The organism is Thalassobaculum sp. (assembly GCF_965223715.1).
Lineage (GTDB): Bacteria > Pseudomonadota > Alphaproteobacteria > Thalassobaculales > Thalassobaculaceae > Thalassobaculum.
In genome coordinates this window covers 4,716,754-4,734,036 of the sequence record NZ_OZ245012.1, presented here as the reverse complement: position 1 = coordinate 4,734,036, position 17,283 = coordinate 4,716,754, and the positions used below count along the sequence as shown (strand labels likewise).

Genomic DNA, 17,283 nt, shown 5'->3' with positions numbered 1-17,283 from the left:
CCGGCATGAGACTTTCGGTTCGGATCCCACTGCTGGTAGCCGCCTGTGTGGTTGCTGCTGCCGCTGCCGCGACGGGCTTGTCCGCCTGGCGCATGAGCGTGACGTTGCAGGCGGAGGCGGAGAAACATCTGGTAGCGCTCCGAGACTCTCGAGCCGCGTCGCTCTCGGGGTACGTTCGTTCGCTTCGGGACCGTCTCGTCACGATCACAACCGCAACGACGACGCTGAATGCGCTCTCCGAGTTCGATTTCGCGGTCGGGGATATCGACACCGATCTTGCGACCACTCAGGACATCTTGCGAAAGAGCTACCGCCCGGCCGCACCGGATGGAACGCTCCAAGGGCTCAGTCTGGAGGAGTCAGCCCGGCTCACGCCGTATCGCGCCGCGCATCAACGGTATCATCGATGGTTTCGGGGACTGACGGGGTCGCTGGGCATCGACGACATCATGCTGGTGTCTCCGTCCGGTATGGTCGTCTACTCAACAGACAAATCGCCCCTATTCGCGTCTAATCTGGTGACGGGTCCATGGCGCGACGGGCCCGCGGGTCGGCTGTTTCAGCGGTTGGCTAACGGCGAAGCCAGGAGCGAGTTGATCTTCTCAGACCTCTCCCCGCATCCGGCATACGAAAACGCGCGGCGCGCGGCGGGTGCCTTCGGGGTCTTCCCATCGGACGGCGATTCAGATGCCAGCTCTCGGTTCGAAGGAGCGGTCATCGTCACGCTCTCACCGGATGCACTGGTCGAGATCATGTCGTCTACCGCGGGGCTGGGGACAACCGGAGAGGCCTATCTTGTCGGCCCCGACAACCTAGTGCGCGCGGGCTCGCGCTTCGCAGAAATTGGCCCCGGTGCGCCGGAGGTAGACAACGAGGCTGTTACCCAGGCCCTGGCGGGCAAGACCGGTGTGACCTGGTTCACAGATCAGGGCGGCGAGGAAATCTTGTCGGCATTCGAGCCGGCTGAGGTCCTGGGCCAACAGTGGGCTCTGCTGACACAGGTCGATCGCAACGAAGTTTTTGCTCCCGTGAGGGAGGCGGTCGCGGAGCTGCTGGCGGCCTTTGCCTTAATCCTCGTGCTCGCGACGGCGATCGCAGCTTGGATCGGCCATTCAATCGCAGCACCGATCGCGCGCATCGCCGACAAGATCTCAGTTGCATCCGCCACACCCGGTGGCACTGCGATTGAAGACCTCAGCCAGCTTGCGGTCGCACGGTCGGCGGCACCCGAGGTCCGAAGCATCATCACCGGCATCAAGTCTTTCATCGATGCGGTGGGGTCCAGTGAGCGTCGGCTGAATGCGCTGCTGGAGTCCGCGCCTGACGGTACGTTGATCATCGATCACGATGGCAAGATCGCCATTGCGAACAACAAAGCAGAAGAGCTCTTCAACGCAACGCGGGAACAGTTGATCGGCATGTCCGTCGACATGCTGGTTCCCGAAGACAGGCGGCACGACCACGAAGCGCGGCGTAAGGGCTTCATGGAGACCTCCACCGCCCGGGAGATGGGCGCCAACCTGAACCTGACCGCGCGGAGATTGGATGGCTCGCAATTCCCGGTCGAAATCTCCCTCAGCCCGATTGAAACCGAATCCGGAAAGGTTGTCTTCGCGTCGGTCCGCGACGTCACCGCGCGCGTGGAGGCCCAGCGTGCTCTAAGAGAAAGCCAGCGCGCTTCCAGCCTGCTGCGTGAAGCGCTCGATACGTTCGACGACTCGGTCGTCCTGTATGACCGGGACGAGCGGGTCATTTTCACAAACGACGCCTACCATCGGATCTATCCGTCGGCGCCGGCACGCGACGTGATCGTCGGGCAGACCATGGAGCAGCTGCTCAGGAGCTCGATCGACGCCGGACAGGTCAGCTCGCCGAAGGCGCAGAGCGATCCGGAAGGTTGGATTGCGGGTGTTCTCGAAGCTCGGCGCAGTGTGGAAGGAGGGACGTCTGAAACCACCCACGTGAACGGCCGCTCATACCTCGTGCGATGGAGCCGGACGACCGAAGGCGGCATGCTGGTTGTCCGCTACGACACGACAGACCAACGCAAGGCGGAGCAGTGGGTCCGGGAACAGCGCGCCTTGCTGCGATCGCTGATCGATACGATCCCGGATCTCATCTTCGTAAAGGGGCCCGACGGCCGGTTCATCACCGTGAACGCAGGTTTCGGCGCGCTGGTGGGCGTTTCAGCGGATGAGATCGTCGGTAAGACCGACTTCGATGTAGCCCCTCGACCGATCGCTGAGGAGTTCGCGGCCCAGGACGCGGAGGTCCTACGCACCCTGGAGCGGCAGACGGTCGAGGGACAGATAACACTGCCCGATGGGAGTCTGGCCGAGTACGAAACGACCAAGGTCGCCATGCTCGGGCCGGATGGAGAGCCGGCCGGGATCATCGGCGTGGCCCGCGATGTCACCGCCAGGAACCAAGCCACCCGGCATCTTCAAGAGAGCGAGGAGCGGATCAAGACCATCCTCAACGCGAGCCCGGCCGGGTGCGGCATCGTCAACCAGAACGGGGGTGTCGAGTTCTGCAACGACCGCGCCTCGCTGATGCTTGGCTATAGCAAGGAAGAACTCCACAGCATGGACGCCGGCCAGCTTTACGCCGATCCGACGACGCGGGCAGATCTGCTGGAAAGCGTGCGCGGCAGCGGGGCCGTCTGGAATCGCGAAGTCACGATGAAACGCAAGGACGGGACCGTCTTCGAGGCGCTGCTGTCGATGCTGCGCATGACCTTGTCGGAAGGCCCTCGGATCGTGACGTGGATCTATGACATTGCCGACATGAAGAAATTGGAACGCGACCTCGTGGAGGCGAAAACCGCCGCGGAGGCTGCCGCTGCGGCAAAGGCAAACTTCCTGGCTACGATGAGCCACGAGATCCGGACGCCAATGAACGGCATCGTCACGATGGCCGAAATCCTCGACGGAACACGGTTGAGCGCTGACCAGCGCGATATGACCAGAACGATCCGACAATCCTCCGAAGCCCTGCTCACCATCATCAACGACATACTCGACTTCTCGAAAATCGAGGCCGGAAAGCTCGCCGTCGAGCATGTGCATTTTGATCTGCTTGAGCAGATCGAAAGCGTCCTGGATCTGATCGCTCCCCGGGCGGAAGCCGCCAGCCTTCTGCTTCTGACCCACCTTGACCGCATCATTCCGGCGACAGTTACCGGCGATCCCACACGGCTTCGCCAGATCCTGCTCAACCTGCTCGGCAACGCGGTCAAGTTCACGGAGGTCGGGTCCGTCACGCTTCGCGTACGCCATGTCGGTGCCGACAACCGCCGTCACACTATGCGTTTCGAGGTCCAGGACACTGGGATCGGGATGAGCGACAAACAGGTCTCGGGCCTGTTCCAGGCCTTCTCTCAGGCGGATGGCTCCACGGCCCGACGGTTCGGAGGAACCGGACTCGGGCTGGCAATCTCGAAGCAACTGGTCGAGATGATGGGCGGGACGATCGGAGTTGTCTCCGAGCCTGGCGATGGCTCCACGTTCTGGTTCGAGTTGCCGCTGGAGATCGTAGGGGATGCCCTCGCCGGTCCGAGCGATGACCTGTCCGCCGCGCGGATCCTGCTCGTGGGGCACGACCGTTTGGAAGCGGAAGCCATCCAGTCGACCCTGCATCTGGGTGGGATCACACAGGTCGCCTGGGCGCAGGATCCCGGCAACATCCCAACGCCGGCCCCTGAAGGACGTCTAGACCTTTTGGTGCTTGACGGCCGTCCCGGCGTGCCCTCTGTCGTCGAGTGGGGCAGCATCGTGCCGGCGCGGCTTGGCTTGGAACATCCGTACGCGGTCGTCACGGCCCCACACATGGCCCTCTCGTCGCTCCAGCTGACCCAGAGCGTGTTCCCTCACGAGCGGCTTCTCGGGACCACGACCGTGCCGGTCCGATCCCGACGGCTCTGGGCCTATGTGGCAGTCGCGCTTGGCAAGCGGCCGTCGGAAAGTCTTCAGGAGGTTTCCGAGGAGGCCAGGGTCTTCGCGCCTCCGGATGCAGAAACCGCCAGAGCGCATGACGCCATGGTGCTGGTCGCTGAGGACAATCCCACCAACCAGATGGTCATCGCCCGGGTGTTGAATCGAATGGGCGTCGCTCACGAAATTGCCGACAACGGCCAAGTCGCGCTGACCATGCTTGCCGAGCGTCCATTCCATCTGCTGCTGACGGACTTCCACATGCCGGTCATGGACGGCTTCGACCTTACCCGTCGCATCCGCGCCCAGGAGGACAAAGAAGGCAGCGCCCATCTACCCATCGTCGCTTTGACAGCGGATGTTCTGCCGGAGACGGCGCGGAAGTGCGAAGAAGTGGGAATGGATGGTTACCTTCGCAAACCGATCGAACTGGACCGGCTAGAAGACGTTCTGCGCACCCATGTCCCGGCCGCCTTCGAGATCCGACGCCTTGATGCAACGCGTACTTCCTTAGCCGTCGATCCCCGGGACGCCACAGCGGGCCCGACGCCGCCGCCAGACGTGCGGAGCCGAATCGCTGGTGTGGACCCGGATATCTTCGACCCGGACGCGCTGAACGACGCGTTCGGCGAATTCAACGAAGAGGCCGCAGCGTTCGTACTGTCGTTCGTTGCCTCTGCAGGGCCAGAGGTTGCCGCTATCAACGGGGCCTTCGAGAGTGGCGACTACGCCGAGGCCCGGCATCGCGCCCACGCGATGAAGGGAGCGGCTCTGTCGACCGGCGCCATCCGTCTGGGGCGTTTGATGAAGGACATTCAGGACAGCCTGGACGACGATGATCCGGACACCGCCGACATCTATCGCGACGGATTGACGGAGACCTACGACGAACTTGTCTCGGCCCTTGCGCCGCTCAGAACATGAAGCAGGAGGAACCCATATGGCCGAACCGAAGGTCACGCTCGACCGCCTCCGCATCCTGCTGGTCGAGGATCAGCCCTACATGCGGCAGATCATTCGACAGACCCTGGAGAGGCTCGGAGTCGAGAACATCTACGAGGCGGAGGATGGGGGCGAGGCGCTCAAGATGACCGTGCGCCTCCGCCCGGACATCGTGCTTTGCGATGTGCATATGGAGCCGGTGAACGGTATCGATTATCTGGCGAAGCTCCGGGCATTCAAGAATGACGAAATCGCGCGAACCCCGGTCGTGTTCCTGACCGCTGACGCGGGCGAGACGACGGTCCTTCAGGGAAAGAAGCATCGGGTGGACGGCTATGTGGTCAAGCCGACCTCGGCGGCCAAGCTAATCGCCAACATCAACCGGCTTCTGGGGCCGGTAATCCCGACACGCTAAGCGGACCTGGTCGGCGCGCGCTTCGCCAACTCCGTGTCAGCCGCGCTGTTTATGGCCAGCGTCCAGGTCTCCAGGGTTCTGGGGCCGAGCCCTAAGTGGTCGAGCAGCTTGGCCATCGTTCGGCATTCCGCCACGATCGCCTCGTTGGTTTCCAAGGTCGCCAAGTGCCGATCCACCCCTCCATATAGCCGCAGAACGTTATCGATCTGCTCCAGCAGCCTTCGCTTGATGGACCCGACCTTTGACCCCTCCATCAACGTCGTGAGGTAAAGAAGCTGCTGAGGGCCGGTATCAAGATCGACGGCGATGGTCTCCATCGCCTCGCCGAACCCCCTGGTTCCGCCCGCGGTCTCGTACATACCGTACCGGTCCGTCAGGCGGGCCGCGAGGCGTGGGCCGCCGAGAAACTCTGGATAGGTCTCTGTACAACGCCGGACCAGGCGCAGCACCGCGGAACGTTCCGATGCAGATGTCCCCTCACCGAGCGGACTGTCCTGGCGCAGGGCATGGTCGAGCGACAGGAGCATTGCGTCCCGGGTCTCGCCCAGCACGCCCTCACCGATCCTTTGAGCGAACCGGGAGAGGCCTGGATCCTGGGTGTCGACCCTTCCGGAGGCCAGGGACGCGATCCAGTCCAATCGGTCGACCGCGTACGGCTGTTTTCCGGCGAGTTCGCCCGACACGGTGTGATCCATCATGTAGTCGCTCAGCCACCGGTCTACGACCGCCAGTCCTGCCGGATTCTCGAGGTCTCCGAGCAGGGAAATCAGGCGCATCATCTTCGCAAAGCGCGTTCGATCGGAGGCCAGCATCTCAGCGATCACGGCGTCGGCCTCGCCAAGCTCCTCGCCGCGCGCCGGCGTCTCGAGGCTGCCGAGGACCGCAATGGCGTCGCGTTCCTTGGCCCCCTTGCGTTGTTGCTGCCGACCGATCCGCCGGACATCGTCGATCAGACCGAGCAGAACATCGACCCGATAGCTCGTATCGTCACCAGCCGGTGTCTGAAGAGCAGCGACACGTTGGACCGCCTTCTCCACAAGCGAGCCGCGGTCCAACAACTGCTCGAACAGATGCGGGGTCATGAGGCACTCGAGCACACCCACGTCATGGGTCTCAATCCAGTCGCGGAAAAGCAGGTGGATGCAAAAGCGGGCGCGCGGCTTCAGGAGATCAGAGACGCGGGTGCAATCCGGCGCATCTTGAATGGCTCCGACGGTCGGCTCCTTTGGCAGAGCTGAACGCGTCTTCTCGAGCAGGATGTCTTCCGTCACCGCTCCGCTTATCGCGGAGGCGCGCGTTCGGATGAGCCGCATTCCGGTGACGTGCGGCTGGCGAAGCTGGTCCTCGCCGTAACGCCTGGCCTCGCCCGCGCTTCCTCCCATGAACTCGATTACCCAGACGCCATGCCTCTCGATGTAGACGTCGAAGGACTCATGAAATCTCGAACTCATGCGGGCGATCTCATACCTCCATTCCAAGCGCCTTGCTGGCCGCCATTCGGACTGCGGTCAGCGATGGAGGTTTGACGACATACCCACTGACCCGCAACTGACGAGAAAGCTCGAGCGCTTCGTCGCGTTCTTCCGATGTCACCAGAATGACCGGTGTCTGCCGGACAACCGGCGGAGCCTCGAAGCGCAGCTTGGTGAGAAATGTCAGTCCGTCCTCAGGCCGCATGTGAACGTCGCAGAAGATCATGGCAGGGCGATGCTTGGTCGCTTGCTGCATGGCCTCCGTCCCGTCACAAGCCTCAAGAACGGTACTAAACCCCAGGCGCTTCAACATTCGCTGCAGAAGTTCGCGCGCGACCTGTTGGTCATCCACCACCAGGATAGGAATCCCCGACAGATCGAGCTGCATTGTTGTCTCCCCAACGCCCTGAGCCAGTCGCTCATAGGGTGCGGCAAGGACACCGTATGCTAATCGCAGACCGCATGAATAAAGTACCTCAAACGATGAGCATTCGCATATCGATGGAGTCTTACACACCACCGACAGCGCCACTCCGTTTCGACCCTGAGCGGTCATTGAACCGCTCAGGGTCGTTCGACGCATAGCGGTCATTCCCTGGGGCATTGCCGATCACAAACTCCGCTCCGTAGCCGCGACTCTGCCCCGGAGTAAGAATGATTCAGCTTTCAGGGTTCGTACTTGATGACGTGACTCAGAGACCGCTCGTCGGTGACCTTTACACTTGCTCGTGCCGTCCACCAAACATCGGCTTTGATTGGCCAAGACCGGGTAGTTCCCAAATGCCCGCACCGCCTGGATTGGACTCCGCGCCGATATTGGCGTCGATGACGTAGGGGCGATTGGCGGCGACGGCCTGGCGGATCGCGTCTCCCAGGTCTTCCGGTCGGTCGATGGAGATGCCATCAACGCCACAGCTCCGGGCCATGGCGGCGAAGTCCGGGTTGTAGGGCTGGCCGGTCTCCGGGTGCTTGAAGTCCGTCGCCAGTTCGCGGCCGTCCAGATAGCCGCGCTGCAGCCCGCGGATCGAGGCGTAGGCGTAGTTGTTCCAAACGACCCAGACGACCGGAATGTTGTACTCGACCGCGGTCCCGAGAACCGTGTTGTGCATGAAGAAGGCACCGTCTCCGACGACGGCTACACACGGCCGTTCTGGAGCCGCGAGCTTGGCGCCGAGCACGCCGGCGACGCCGAAGCCCATCGGTCCGAACCCCATGCAGCCGATCAGGCTGTCGGGGCGCTTCGGCTTGCAGTACTGGATCAGCCAGTTGTGGTGGATGCCAATGTCGGAAACAAGAATGCCGTCATCCGGCATGGCGAGATCGATCTCCCGGGCCGCACGCTGGGGATTGATCGGCGAGGCGGGATCCTTGAAGCCCGGGGCGATGAAGGCATCCCACTCCGCCCGCCAGCTGTCGATCTGTCCGAGCCATCTGCGCCGCGCCTCGCTGGCGCCGGCCTCGTAGCTTTCCAACTCGTGCAGAAGTTGGCCGAGGAAGGTCGTGGTATCGGCCATCAGTCCGAGCTCGACCGGATAATTGCGGCCGATCTCTTCGGGGTCGATGTCGACATGGATCAGTTTGGTCGGCGGGATGTTGAACGAGTAGCCGGGGATCCAGCTTGAGCTGGTGCGGTCGTCGAACCGGACGCCCAGCGCCAGGATCACGTCGGCCTGCCGGGTCGCCTGGTTGGCCTGGTACATGCCGTTGCGGGCCACCAGTCCCAGCGCCAGTTCATGCTCGGCCGGCAGCGCGCCGAGGCCGGAGGCGGAGGCGGCAACCGGGATCCGGTACTTCTCAGCCAGTTCGATCAGACGCTTGGAGGCCTCACCGAAGCGGCAGCCCGAACCGACGAAGATCACCGGCCGTTCGGCCGACATCAGCAGCCTGGCGGCCTTCTCGACTCCTTCGGGATCGGCACCGGGCCGGCAGTTGATCCCCGCGACCCAAGCCTCCGGATCCGGCGTCTCCGCCCCGGTGCTTTCTTTGAAGATGTCGAACGGGACGTCGAGAACGACCGGACCGGGACGGCCGGTCACCATGGTCTTCCAGGCCTCACGAATGGTGTGCGGCATCTGCTCGCCGCGGGTCGGCTGAAAGACGCGCTTGCAGTAGGCGCGCACGGTGGAGGGGAAGTCGGCCTGGTAGTGACGGTAGAGTTCCTGGAAGGCGCCGCGGTTGAACTGCGAGGTCGGCACGTTCCCGGTGACCGCCAGGTACGGCACGCTGTCGAGGAAGGCATTTCCAAGGGCGATCGGCATGTTGGCGGAGCCGGGGCCGCAGGAGGTGAAGGTCGCTGTCGGCTGGCCGGAGACCCGGTAGTAGACGTCGGCCATGAAGCCGCAAACCGACTCATGATGGGTTGAGATCGTCTTGATGTCGGACTGGCGCTCGTACAGCGCGTCGATGAAGCCGATATTGCCGTGGCCGCAGAGCCCGAAGGCATAAGGGACGTTATTGCGGACCAGGTAGTCGACGATCATCTGGCCGCCGTTCAGCGCGTTCGTTTCGGACATTGAGTGCTTCTCCATCTCTGCAGCCTTGGCACAGTGCCTCCTTTTGCGAGGCGGCGCTCCGTTCGCTCGATGACAGCAGAACCCGGATCGGCCTCCGGTTCCTGATCCAATTTGATCGAAAATCCTCATTTGATGGATTTCGATCATTCGATTCCATACGGCGCCCGTATCGCCTGCCTATCCTTGCCCCAATCCGACGGCCGCCTGCCGCGTCCGTCAGGAAGCGACCATGGAAATCGGGACCAAAGGAGGTTCGCCATGCAGAGCAGAAAAATCCCCGACTGGCACCTGTGCGAGATCGACCGGCGCGAACTGAAGCAGCTAATGCGGCGCAATGACAGGGTCGGCCTGCTCTGGCTGGCCGGGCATTTCGGGGCGCTCATCGTGACCGGGTACCTGGCATACCTGGCGGTCGGCACCTGGTGGGTGGTGCCCGCATTCATGGCCTACGGATCGATCTACACCTTCGCGGTGTCGATCCTGCACGAAACCCACCACGGTACCCCGTTCCGCTCGCGGTGGATCAACGAGACGGTGCATTTCATCGCCGGCCTGATGGTGCTGCGGGATCCGATCTATGACCGCTGGGCGCACACCAATCATCACAGCTTCACGATCTTCCCCGGGATCGACCTGGAGATCCTGGCGCCGCGCCCGGCGCCGCTGGGCAAGATGGCGCTCGACTTCACCCGCATCCTCTACGTCGCCCGGTCGCTGCCAAAGGTGATCCTGCACTCCTTCGGCTATGTCGACGCGAAGACGCGCAGCTTCGTGCCCGAGTCCGAAATCCCGAAGATGGTGTGGAGTTCGCGCGCCTTCGTGTTGTTCTACGCCGGCGTGATCGGCCTGGCACTGTATACCGGCAGCATCCTCCCGCTGCTGTATACCGCAGGGGCCCAACTCTACGGGGCGTTCCTCTACGTGCTGGTCTCCTACACGCAGCATGCCGGCCTGGCCGACAACGTGGAAGACCACCGGCTTAACACCCGAACCATGTACCTGAACCCGATCCTGCGGTTCCTGTACTGGAACATGAACTATCACATCGAGCACCACATGTTCCCGATGGTGCCCTTCTACAATCTCCCAAAGCTGCACCGGCTGGTGAAGAGCCAGTTGCCGCGGCCGAGCGCAGGCCTCGTAGACGCGTATCGCGAGATCCTTCCGGCACTTATCCGCCAGCAGCGCGACCCCGACCACATCATCCATCCAGACCTGCCCGAGGCACGACCGCAGCAGCAGCCGGCCTGACCACGCGACCGCAGAGGAGAGAAATCATGAACGCAGTGACCCAGGACGGCTGGCTCGAGGTCGGCGCCGCGGAGGACCTGGAGGAGGACGACGCCCTGACAGTGGAACATCGCGGGCGGACCTATGCCGTCTACCGGACCGAAAGCGGGGTCTATGGAACGGACGGTATCTGCACCCATGCCTATGCCCTGCTCGCCGACGGGTTGGTCATGGACGACGTGATCGAATGCCCGCTGCATCAGGGTCGGTTTCATATCCCGAGCGGCAAGGCCCTGAGCTCGCCGGCTTGCGAAGACCTGCGTTCCTATCCGGTGCGCGAGGAAGGCGGTCGTCTCTACCTGAGTCTCGGCGGATGACGATGGCGCGAACGCCCGAGAAAGTGGTCGTCGTCGGCGCCGGCCATGTCGGCGGCCTGATCGCGCGGGACGTAGCCGCGCGAGGCGACTGCCGGGTCACCCTGATCGGCCGGGAGGCGCTGACCCCATACGAGCGTCCGCCATTGTCGAAAGGGGTCCTGTTTGGCGACGCCGCACCCGAAGACGCCTCGATCCTGACCGTCGAGCAGGCGGCCAGACTCGGCATCGATCTGAAGCTGGGAAGAGAGGTCGTCGCGATCGACCGCGAGAGGCAGAACGTGATCTGCGCCGACGGGCTGCCGGTACCCTATGACGCACTGGTACTGGCGACCGGTGGACGGTGCCGGCGACTGTCGGTGCCGGGTGGCGACCTTGCCGGCATTCATTATCTGCGAGACGCGGCCGATGCCCTCCGTCTGCGGGCCGCGATGGACGCGGGCGGGCCGCTGGTGGTCGTCGGGGCCGGGTTCATCGGCCTGGAGGTCACGGCGGCGGCTCGGCGACGGGGCATCCCGGTGACCGTAGTCGAGGCCACGCCACAGGTGCTGTCCCGAGCTGTCCCCCGCCGGATCGCCGACCGGATCGCCGACCGCCATCGTGGGGAGGGCGTGGATCTGCGGCTCGAGGCCCGAACCGTCTCGATCGAGGGGGGCGGCGACGGACAGGTCGCCGGGCTGACGCTCGGAGACGGATCGACCTTGCCATGCCGGTCCCTTCTGGTCGCGGTGGGGATCGATCCCGAGGTCTCCCTGGCCGATGCGGCCGGCTTAGCGGTCGCGGACGGTATCGTGACGGATGCAGCGATGCGGACATCCGACCCGGTCATCTATGCCGCCGGTGACAGTGCCTGTTTCCGATCGCCCCTGTACGGTCGTGCACTGAGGCTGGAGAGCTGGCGGAACGCACAGGACCATGCTGCCGTGATTATTGACCGTCTCGGCGGTGGAGACGCGGTGTGCGAAGCGGCGCCTTGGGTCTGGTCGGACCAGTACGACTGGACCCTGACACTGGCCGGACTTCCGGCAGACGGAACGGCGACGATCACGCGGAGCGGAGCGGACGGGACGGAACTGCATTTCCATCTCGATACCGATGGGGTGCTGGTCGGAGCGTCGGCCTGGGCGCCGACCGGGGCAGCGTTCCGTGACATGCGGATCGCCCAGATGCTCATAGAGCGGCGTGCCTGTCCTGATCGGGCCGCGTTAGCCGACCGGGAGTCCCGCCTGAAACGCCTGTTGGCGGCGTGACCGACCAACTCTACCGGACGGGGTCAGACCTGGAGCCGTTCCTCGATGCCCGTGAACGGCACGCGGAGATTGGCGGCGGTATGCACAGTGAAGGCGACCTCCGGAGAGACGGTGGAGGCCGCCAGGCGCCCGAAGTTCAGCAGCATGATCTCGATGGCGCGGTAGGCCTGCTGTTCCGGGCACTGATCGATCACTGCGGACAGGATCCCCGCCTTCATAAGGATCGCCGTGAAGGGAGTGACCTCGTGGCCAATGAAAACGCTCGCCCCCGGCTGCAGCAGCTTCGGCAACGCCCGGGACAGGCCTTCGTTCAGGCTGGTGGAACAGTAGATCGCCGCCGGGGCCTCGCGCCGGTCGGCGAGCACGCGGGTCAGGTCCCGCTCGAGTTCCTCGTCGTTGATGCCGCGTACGATGCTGCCGACCTGCATCTTGGGGAGGTGCTGTTGCAGACCCTCCTCGAACCCCTTGAGCCGCTGTTCGTGCGCCTCGTATGCCAGACGGTGGGTCAGGACGACCGCGTCGTCGCCCTGGGGCCGCATGAGCTTGGTCAGCAGAGCCGCGGTCTGACCGGCGCGGTAGTTATCGGTTCCGACATAGGCTGCACGGGCGGTCATCGGCAGATCGGAGGCGATGGTGACGACCGGGATGCCCCGGCCCGTGACCTCAGCGATAGCGTTGAGGATCGCGCTGTGTCGCTGGCAAAACACGATCAGGCCCTGGGCGGTCGTCTGACGGATGTGCCGAGCGACATCCTCCGGATGGGAGTCGTTCACGAAGGTCCGGTGTACCGCGATCGAATGGCCGCAGAACGAGGCAATCCGAGAGAAGGCGCCATTGAGACGCTGGAAGAACGGTGCGTCTGGGCGAACCAGCAGAACGTCGAACCGCAGGCCGCTCTCGTAGAGCTGAGGGAGGATCCGGTTGGTCGGCAGCTGTCTGGCTGCCTCGATCACCCGGCGCGCGGTCTTGGGCGAGACGTTGCCGCGCTCGTTCAGCACCCGGTCGACGGTCGCCGTGCTGACGTCCGCGCGGCGGGCGATCTCGGCGATCGTCGCCCGCCCCGGCTTGCTGTCGGTCTGTCCCGCCATTGTCGTCGCGTTCAGCCTCTCCGATCAGCCGCCCAGGACCCGGCGCAGATCGTGCTCCGCCGTGAAGCCGAGCCGTTCCGCCGGCGCAGACAGATCGTAGAGCGGTGCGAACGGGTTGTCGCTATACACCGCCGGGTCCCGGATCTCAGGCGTCGTGCCGGTTTTTGTGGTGAAGCGATTGATCGTCGGCTCCGGAGCCAGGGTAGTCGGGCCGCAGATGAAATAGGGGCCAAACCCGGGGTCCACGGTCTCCAGCGCACATCGATACGCCCGCGCCAGATCGCGTGGATCGATGTAGTGCCACATCGGGCCGCCGCCCGCCGGGTTGCGTCCGCCGGCGGCCGGACCCTTATAGCCCTCCGGATTTTCGGCTCGGGCGATTACCTCGCACTCGAATTCGGGGTACAGGACGAAGACGGGTCGCAGGACCACGATCTCCAGTTTTCCGCGGTCGGCAAAGGCGCGGGCCATCTCCTCGCAGAGCTTCTTGCTGAGCGCATAGGCGTCCGTCGGATGGCGCGGGTGGTCGCCATCAACCGGCAGATAGCGCGGGGGGATCATCGCTCCGTCCATGACGGTGAAGCCGATGACCGAGTCGCTCGACGTCACGATCACCCGCTTTACGCCAGCCTCCTCGGCAGCCTGCAGGACGTTCCACGTACCGACCACGTTCGTCTGGATAATCTCGTGCCCGTCTCCACTCCAGATGTTCGGGCGCGCGGCGACATGAACGACCGCATTCTGACCAACCATCGCGCTGCGCACCGCCTCCAGGTTTTCAATGCTGTCGGTGATATGCGGGATGTCGTGCTGGGCCGGAACCACGTCCAACCCGGAGACCGAGCACTGATCGCGCAGGGCCTCGACCGTGTATCTGCCCAGCAGCCCACCGGCCCCTGTCACCAGAACTTTCTCAAACTGCATGGGTTTCTCCCAGGGATATATTTAAGCTGAATCGGATCATCGCAATGTAATCACAGTTCGTAAATCCAATAAATTTAATATGACCGTAGAATATGTTTAGTTATGTATTCTATTGCACTACTATTGTTCATGTGACGTAAATAAAAAAGAGGAGTCGTGATGGCGTCATCATTAGAGAGCGGTTGGGCAGTTGGGATTAATACCTACGCCTATATCTGGCGAATGTCGGCGCGAGAGACGCTCGTCCACCTGGCGGACCGAGGGTATCGACGGTTCGAACTGCTCGTGAACGCGCCTCATCTCTGGCCGGAGAGCCTGGACCGGGCTGAGCGCCGGGCTGTTGCGGCGTTGCTCGAGGAGCGAGGCCTGACCATCGACGTGCTCAATCCACCGAGCCTCGATCTGAACCTGGTTAGTCCGTCGCTGCAGATGCGGGAGATGACCCGGGCCCACTACCGTCGGGTGATCGAGCTTGCGTCGGACTGGCAGGTCGCAAACGTGCTCATTGTTCCAGGCAAGACCCATCCCCTCTTGCCGGCCCCGGCGGAGCGTGTGTGGGGCTGGTTCTCCGAGGCGGTCGAGGAACTGGATCGGTACGCCGAGGACAAGGGCGTGCGGATCATCCTGGAGAACGTGCCGATGGCCTTCCTACCGAGAGCCGCCGATCTGATGGCGGCACTGGACCGTCTGGGCATCGATCGCCTCGGTCTCTGCTACGACGTGGCCAACGCTGTCTTCGCCGGTGAGGCTCCGGAAAGGGGACTGAGGATGGTGGCGCCGCGCCTTTCGGTGCTCCACCTATCGGATACCGGACGCGAGAAATGGGATCACGCCGCGATCGGCACAGGGGTTGTTCCGTTCGCCGCCGTGGCGGAGGCGATGCGGGAAGCCGCAATCCGGGTGCCGACGATGCTGGAGATCATTTCGCCAGACGGCGACCGCGATATCGCACAAAGCCACCAGGTGCTTGCCGGCCTCGGTTGGGAAGCGCCGCCAAGTGTCTGACGAGGAGGAGAGCATGATGGAACAGTTCGAGATCGCCGGGACCAGGGCGGTCGTCACCGGCGCAGCGGGGGATATCGGCCGGTGCCTGGTGGCCGGCCTTATGGACGGTGGCGCCCGGGTTCTGGCGGTGGACCACAACCCGGAGGCCTTGAAGGCAGCGTTCGACGGTTGGGATCGCGACCGCGTGGCGACGGCGGAATGCGACATCACCGATGAGGCGGCGGTCGGCCGGTTGATGGCTGAGCGGGTGCCGTCGGTCCTTGGCGGGATCGACCTGCTGGTCAATAACGCCGGTATCATGGTCCGCGGAACGCCGGAGGAGACCGAGTTCGCCCAGTGGCGCCGTCTGATGGGCGTCAATGTGGATGCGGCCTTCCTCTGCGCCCAGGCGGCGGGGCGCCTGATGAAGGACCAGGGAAGCGGTGCGATCGTCAATATCGCCTCGATCGCCTCGGTCAAGGCGCTGGACGGACGGGTCGCCTACTGCACCTCGAAGGCGGCGATCGCCCACATGACTCGGTCGCTGGCCTTCGAATGGGGTCCGCACGGCATCCGTACCAATGCCATCGCCCCCGGGTTCATCCGTTCACGTATGAACGCCGACCTCCGCGCCATCCCCGGTCGCGAGGCGGAGATGGCGGAGCAGGTTCCGCTGAAGCGCTTCGCGGAACCGGAGGAACTCGTTGGCCCTCTCCTGTTCCTGGCCTCCCCGGCCGCTCGCTATGTGAATGGACACATTCTCTTCGTCGATGGCGGTCTTCAAGTGACGTGACCAGGGAGGTGACATGGGGCCACGGGGAGGAAGATCGTCTGCGAGCCAATGCGGTCACCCGAGGTTTTAGCGACGCTCGCCCATTGGCGGCTATTCGCTCTGTCTCCATAAGATTGCTGCTACTTCTCGAACCTTGGAAATCTGCTGCACTCGGGCGACTGTGCTTGATCACCCTAAACAGACTACAGGGCAGGGTACGATACGCATCGTTTACAGCCTGCGGCCGGAAATGACACGTATAGCTAAGGCGCTCTAATCAGCCACGAGCGACCGTTCAGCAACCTCTGCGTCCAACGCCAGTCCCAGACCGGGTGACGTGGGCGCCACCAGCTGAACGCCGGTCTCATCAACCTCCTCCTTGAACGTCGCTCCGGCGAAGAGCCGGGTCTGGAATTCCAGGAGCGCGTTGTCGGCCATGAAATACTCGATCCACCTCACGTTCGGCAGTCCGGCAGCCAGGTGGATATGGACGTTCTGCAGGTTCCAGGGTGAGACCGGAACATTCATCGAGGTGGCATAGGCGTAGATGCGCAGCCAGTCGGTGATGCCGCCTGTGATCATGACGTTCGGCTGGACCATGTCGACGCCGCCCTGTTCGACCAGGGAGCGGAACTCGGCGAGGCCGACATTCTGCTCGCCGCCCACGATATAGGTCCGGCCGGCCCGCGCCCGGATCCGCGCATAGCCGGGGATATCGTGCGGCGGCACCGGTTCCTCGAGCCAGTACACGTCATACGGCTCCCAGGCCTTGAGCTGCTGGATCGCGGTATCGACATCCCAGCTGCCGTTGACATCGACCATGAGCTTGACGTCCGGCCCGACGGCCTCGCGCACTGCGCGCACCCGCTCGGTGGCCTCGCGCGGGGTGACGTAGCCCCGCGTGCCCCGGATCTTCAGCGCCCGGTGACCCATGGCGACATAGGACGCGGCGCGCTCGGCCAGGGCATCGGGGGCCATATGATGGGCACAGTTCGCATAGGTCGGCACCAGCCGGCGGTGACCGCCCAGCAGCGCACTGACCGGTTGACCCGAATCCTTGCCGCGAATGTCCCAGAAGGCCATGTCGAGCGCGGCGAGCGCATAGCGCGCGATGCCGTCGCCGCCCCGACGCGGCACCGCTTCGCTTTGCAAACGCTGCCAGAGCTCGCTGGTGAGGCGCGGGTCGGCACCAAGGGCCGCAGGTCCGAAGACATGCTCGATGAACTGAGCAATGATTGGCCCCATACGCGGCGGAGCGTTGGCGAAGCCCATTCCGGTCACGTCCGCATCGGTGGCAACCTCGACCACCACCATTTCGGCGGAGTAGGGATTGCCGCCCTCGCCGCGGTATCGGCGGGCGGTCACCTCGGTAATTTTCATCGGTTTC

The 17,283-nt window shown here is 63.8% G+C and carries 13 protein-coding genes; 7 read left to right on the top strand and 6 right to left on the bottom strand.

The genetic code is table 11. The features are described from left to right. The first annotated feature begins 5 nt into the window (after positions 1-5). Positions 6-4,856: a PAS domain S-box protein gene (locus ACOQOP_RS21900; RefSeq protein ID WP_420563943.1), complete on the top strand. Its 4,851-nt coding sequence runs from the start codon at positions 6-8 to the stop codon at positions 4,854-4,856. Between the two features lie 16 nt (positions 4,857-4,872). Beyond that, positions 4,873-5,289, top strand: a complete 417-nt coding sequence (locus tag ACOQOP_RS21895) for a response regulator (protein ID WP_420563942.1) — start codon at positions 4,873-4,875, stop codon at positions 5,287-5,289. On the opposite strand, the gene ACOQOP_RS21890 is transcribed toward ACOQOP_RS21895, so the two are convergent. The 3 genes from ACOQOP_RS21890 to ACOQOP_RS21880 all read right to left on the bottom strand — a co-directional run bounded on the left by ACOQOP_RS21890 (position 5,286) and on the right by ACOQOP_RS21880 (position 9,274). After that, on the bottom strand, positions 5,286-6,740 hold the full coding sequence (locus ACOQOP_RS21890; RefSeq protein WP_420563941.1) for a hypothetical protein: 1,455 nt from the start codon (positions 6,738-6,740) through the stop codon (positions 5,286-5,288). The genes ACOQOP_RS21895 and ACOQOP_RS21890 overlap by 4 nt on opposite strands. Positions 6,741-6,750: 10 nt before the next feature. Further along, complete coding sequence (locus tag ACOQOP_RS21885; protein WP_420563940.1) at positions 6,751-7,149, bottom strand: response regulator; 399 nt, start codon at positions 7,147-7,149, stop codon at positions 6,751-6,753. Positions 7,150-7,477: 328 nt separating this feature from the next. Further along, entirely contained in the window at positions 7,478-9,274 is a 1,797-nt protein-coding gene (locus ACOQOP_RS21880; RefSeq protein WP_420563939.1) for a thiamine pyrophosphate-binding protein, read from the bottom strand. Positions 9,275-9,532: 258 nt separating this feature from the next. Here ACOQOP_RS21880 and ACOQOP_RS21875 point away from each other — a divergent pair, with 258 nt between their 5' ends. The 3 genes from ACOQOP_RS21875 to ACOQOP_RS21865 are packed head-to-tail and all read left to right on the top strand — an operon-like array spanning position 9,533 to position 12,128. Continuing rightward, positions 9,533-10,525 carry a fatty acid desaturase gene (locus tag ACOQOP_RS21875; RefSeq protein ID WP_420563938.1) on the top strand — a complete coding sequence of 331 codons (993 nt, stop codon included), beginning with the start codon at positions 9,533-9,535 and terminating at the stop codon, positions 10,523-10,525. Positions 10,526-10,551: 26 nt separating this feature from the next. After that, positions 10,552-10,881 (top strand): non-heme iron oxygenase ferredoxin subunit, encoded by a 330-nt coding sequence (locus ACOQOP_RS21870; RefSeq protein WP_420563937.1) that lies wholly within the window; start codon positions 10,552-10,554, stop codon positions 10,879-10,881. Then, positions 10,878-12,128, top strand: a complete 1,251-nt coding sequence (locus ACOQOP_RS21865; protein WP_420563936.1) for an NAD(P)/FAD-dependent oxidoreductase — start codon at positions 10,878-10,880, stop codon at positions 12,126-12,128. Before ACOQOP_RS21870 ends, ACOQOP_RS21865 begins: the two co-directional genes overlap by 4 nt. Before the next feature lie 23 nt (positions 12,129-12,151). On the opposite strand, the gene ACOQOP_RS21860 is transcribed toward ACOQOP_RS21865, so the two are convergent. Together ACOQOP_RS21860 and ACOQOP_RS21855 are read right to left on the bottom strand one after the other, a co-directional pair. After that, entirely contained in the window at positions 12,152-13,216 is a 1,065-nt protein-coding gene (locus tag ACOQOP_RS21860) for a LacI family DNA-binding transcriptional regulator (protein ID WP_420563935.1), read from the bottom strand. 24 nt (positions 13,217-13,240) lie between these two features. After that, positions 13,241-14,140, bottom strand: a complete 900-nt coding sequence (locus tag ACOQOP_RS21855) for an NAD-dependent epimerase/dehydratase family protein (RefSeq protein WP_420563934.1) — start codon at positions 14,138-14,140, stop codon at positions 13,241-13,243. A 159-nt stretch (positions 14,141-14,299) separates the two neighbouring features. Between ACOQOP_RS21855 and ACOQOP_RS21850 the strand changes: the two genes are divergently transcribed. Then, positions 14,300-15,145, top strand: coding sequence for a sugar phosphate isomerase/epimerase family protein (locus ACOQOP_RS21850; RefSeq protein ID WP_420563933.1), 846 nt, complete (start codon positions 14,300-14,302; stop codon positions 15,143-15,145). A gap of 16 nt (positions 15,146-15,161) precedes the next feature. Further along, positions 15,162-15,917 (top strand): SDR family NAD(P)-dependent oxidoreductase, encoded by a 756-nt coding sequence (locus ACOQOP_RS21845; protein ID WP_420563932.1) that lies wholly within the window; start codon positions 15,162-15,164, stop codon positions 15,915-15,917. Positions 15,918-16,169: 252 nt separating this feature from the next. On the opposite strand, the gene ACOQOP_RS21840 is transcribed toward ACOQOP_RS21845, so the two are convergent. Next, positions 16,170-17,276, bottom strand: a complete 1,107-nt coding sequence (locus ACOQOP_RS21840) for a mandelate racemase/muconate lactonizing enzyme family protein (RefSeq protein WP_420563931.1) — start codon at positions 17,274-17,276, stop codon at positions 16,170-16,172. Positions 17,277-17,283: the final 7 nt, after the last annotated feature.